Origin of the sequence: Candidatus Latescibacter sp. (assembly GCA_030692375.1) — a bacterium.
Classification (GTDB): domain Bacteria; phylum Latescibacterota; class Latescibacteria; order Latescibacterales; family Latescibacteraceae; genus JAUYCD01.
On the sequence record JAUYCD010000069.1, the window covers coordinates 1 to 3,665 of the forward strand.

The following is a 3,665-nucleotide window of genomic DNA, read 5'->3' on the forward strand; positions in this document are numbered from 1 at the left end:
GGATATGTATCGTACGAACAGGTCCTTGATGATGAGAGTGATTACGGTCTCAAAGCTCTCATGGAAGTAAACCGTTTCAAGGATAAAGTTGTGCTGGTCGGAGCGACCTTTCCGGATTCGAAAGATGTGCTCCATACCCCGTTTTACATGGGAACGAAGCTCTATACCAAAGCAGAATTCCCCATGTACGGCGTTCATGTTCACAAAAATATCGCCTCCACTATCATAGACAACCGGTTCATTCCGCCGGTAACCGAAAAACAGACATTTCTCCTCATCTTCATCATGACGCTTCTTGCCACACTGGTTAACTACCGATTCCGGGGTTTCGGAAGTCTGTTTCTTTCTTTCATCATCATCGCCGCCTATTCCGGAATCGCACTCATTCTTTTCACCGGCAAACGTCTCATGATTCCGATGGTTGCTCCGGCATTCGCAACCATTCTCCTCTCATATATCAGCGCCGTCACCTATAATTTTCTCTCCGAGCGGCGGCAGAAAGCCGTGATTCGTGGAGCATTCGCCCATTATGTTCCCGGCAAGGTCGTGGGAGAACTTCTGAAAAATCCCGACATGCTCAAACTGGGAGGCGAGGAGCGGGTGATGACGGTGATTTTCAGCGATGTTGCCGGTTTCACCACCATATCGGAAAATCTTTCTCCTACCCAGTTGGTGGAACTGCTGAACGAATACCTTACCGCGATGACCGATATCGTTTTCAGCTATGACGGCATCATCGACAAGTACGAGGGAGACGCCATTATGGCGGAATTTGGCGCTCCTCTTCCCGACGACGAACACGCACTCAAAGCGTGTTATGCCGCCATCGACATGCAGAAAAAACTGGTCGAGATGCGAACCAAATGGAAGAGCGAGGGACGGGCGGAACTCAAGGCCCGGGTGGGGATCAACTCCGGCCCCATGGTCATCGGCAACATGGGATCGCGTGAAATTTTCGATTATACGGTGATGGGGGACAATGTCAACCTCAGCTCACGGCTCGAGGGGGCAAACAAGGTATACGGCACCTACGTTATGTGCAGCGAAGCCACCCGTCAGATGGTTGAAAACTCCATTATTACCCGCGAGCTGGATCTCATCAGGGTGAAAGGGAAAAAGGCCGGGGTGAGGATTCACGAGATAATCGCCAAAAAGACCGAGGGAATAGGTGAAGAGAGGCTGCGCCTTCTCGAAACCTACCAGCGCGGTTTGGAAGCTTACAAGAATCGCCGGTGGGAAGAGGGAAAGGCTCTTTTCACAGAAGCTCTGGCCATTGATCCGTCAGATGGTCCCGCGTCCCTCTATCTCGAGCGCTGCACGGAATTCTTCCTTAACCCGCCCCAGGAAGATTGGGACGGTATTTTCACCATGAGGACGAAATAGTATGGAAATGAGCGGACTGATCACCCTTACAACCGATTTCGGAACCCGGGACCCTTATGCCGGCATCATGAAAGGCACGATACTGACGGCCAATCCACAGGCCAGGATCATAGATATTACCCATGAAATCCTCAAGCACGATATCACCAACGCTTCGTTCACCCTGGGACAGGCATATGAACACTTTCCCCAGGGCACAGTGCATGTCGGAGTCGTTGATCCCGAGGTCGGCGAAGCACGGAAAAATATCGCCATATTGACCGAACATTATATCTTTGTGGGTCCTGATAATGGCATTTTCACCATGGTGTTGTCCAGAGAAAAAGCGCTCGACATTCGTGAAATCAAAAATCCTCCCTTTGTGCTGGATAAAATTTCGAACACCTTTCATGGCCGTGATGTGTTCTCCCCTTGCTCCGCCTATCTCTCGGCGGGGAGGAATTTTTCCGAGGTCGGACCGGAGATGAAAAACATGAGGCATCTCAAATATCCCAAAGTGAGCCAGGGCGGTAATAATCTCAAAGGGGAAGTCGTGGCCATCGATTCATTCGGAAACATGATCACCAATATTTCCGAGCATACTTTGCGGTCTTTCATGGGGAAGAAAAAAGTTGAAATTTACTTCGCTACAGAACGGTTCACCTCAATCATGCATTACTACAACGATGTGCCTCCCAAAACTGTGCTGGTGCTTATCGGATCTTCCGGATACCTTGAAATATCCATGAACGGGGAAAGCGCTGAAGACTACTTCATGACCTCTGTCGGAAGCCCGGTTACGATAAGGAAATACTAATGGAGTGGTATAAACGGTGGTTCGGTGAAGAGTATCTCCTTGTCTATGAACACCGTGATATCGAGGAGGCGGAGCGTGAAGTTGCTTTTATTGAACGAACTCTCGAACTGGTAAAAAACGATCTGATCCTCGATTTATGCTGCGGGCCGGGCAGACACGACTATTCCCTGACAAGAAATGGGTACCGGGTCGTCGGCCTCGACTATTCTTTCCCCATGCTGTGCATCGCCCGTAATGCCCTGGACCCCGGCGCCGGATACCCGCTCTATATACGCGCCGATGCACGAGCCATTCCCCTGCGGAATGGGATTTTTGACGCCGTTCTTAATCTTTTCACCTCTTTCGGGTACTTCGAAGACAGGGAAAACCATGAATTCCTGGAGTCCATAGCCCGGCTCCTGAAAGATGGAGGAAAGTATTATATCGACTATCTAAATCCACCGCAGCTTCTCGCCGGGCTTGCCGCGGAAACCATCAGGGAGAAGAACGGACTGACTGTTGTGGAAAAGCGGCGTCTCGACCCGAACCGTAAACGGGTGGAAAAAACCATCATCATCCAATCCGGGAATTTTGAGCAGGAATATCAGGAATCGGTGCGTCTCTATCAGTTGGATGAAATGCTCGATATGCTGAAAGCCGCCGGGCTGGCTGTGCAGGAAGTATTCGGTTCCACCCGTGGGGAAGTATACAGCGAAAACTCGGAGCGTATGATCATCCACGGCTTGAAATTATATACCAAACCCAATTGAACCGTGTCAAACAAACCTGTTTTCTTATAACTCCTGTTAAAAAAATGGCTTTTCTTTTTCTCTTTCCATCAATTAATTTACAATTAGAAAACAATTTGAAAAAAATATCTTTCTTTTTATTTTAGATTTATTAATATTTCAGACCAATCGTATTATATTCTATACATGACGACATAAATAATTGCGCATGTTTTTATTGTTTAGATCCTGAAACGAGTTCAGGATGACACGTGTCATGCCGAACTTGTTGCCGCTTCGCGAGAACGATGAAAGCGCAGCGCATCTTTTAGCAACCGTTTCGGCATCTATTTTGAAAAGAAATGAAATACAATATGTCGTCAAGTATAAAATCCGGGCATTATTTTTTTACATCATCCAAAAAGGAGAAATGATGGAACAGGGAAAAGATTTCAATCAAATGGCCAAAGAAAGATATGCGGAAATTCAGAGGCAGGAAGTGGAGTTAATGGCGAAACTGGAAGAGATTCAGAAACAGAAAGGCCCTTTGAAAGCTTATCTTCAGGGCGCCGGCCTCATCGAAGTCAGAAGGCGCGGCCCGCGCAAAAAGAAAAATGTGGAAAATCCGCAATAATCAAAGAGGGATGGCTGAAAGGTCATCCCTTAATTATTTCACGAATTATACATGACGACATAAATAATTGCGCATGTTTTGAGTATTTAGATCCTGAAACGGTTTTATCGTTCCCGCGAAGCGGCAACGAGTTCAGGATGACACG

Annotated in this window: 4 protein-coding genes; all 4 read left to right on the top strand. The window is 47.7% G+C overall.

Translation table 11 applies throughout. The features are described 5' to 3' along the window. The coding region (locus Q8O92_04555; GenBank protein ID MDP2982585.1) for an adenylate/guanylate cyclase domain-containing protein at positions 1 to 1,383 on the top strand (1,383 nt) is incomplete at its 5' end. A 1-nt stretch (position 1,384) separates the two neighbouring features. Then, positions 1,385 to 2,179: an SAM-dependent chlorinase/fluorinase gene (locus Q8O92_04560; protein ID MDP2982586.1), complete on the top strand. Its 795-nt coding sequence runs from the start codon at positions 1,385 to 1,387 to the stop codon at positions 2,177 to 2,179. After that, positions 2,179 to 2,928: a class I SAM-dependent methyltransferase gene (locus Q8O92_04565; GenBank protein MDP2982587.1), complete on the top strand. Its 750-nt coding sequence runs from the start codon at positions 2,179 to 2,181 to the stop codon at positions 2,926 to 2,928. Before Q8O92_04560 ends, Q8O92_04565 begins: the two co-directional genes overlap by 1 nt. Positions 2,929 to 3,163: 235 nt before the next feature. Further along, positions 3,164 to 3,520, top strand: a complete 357-nt coding sequence (locus Q8O92_04570) for a hypothetical protein (protein MDP2982588.1) — start codon at positions 3,164 to 3,166, stop codon at positions 3,518 to 3,520. Positions 3,521 to 3,665: the final 145 nt, after the last annotated feature.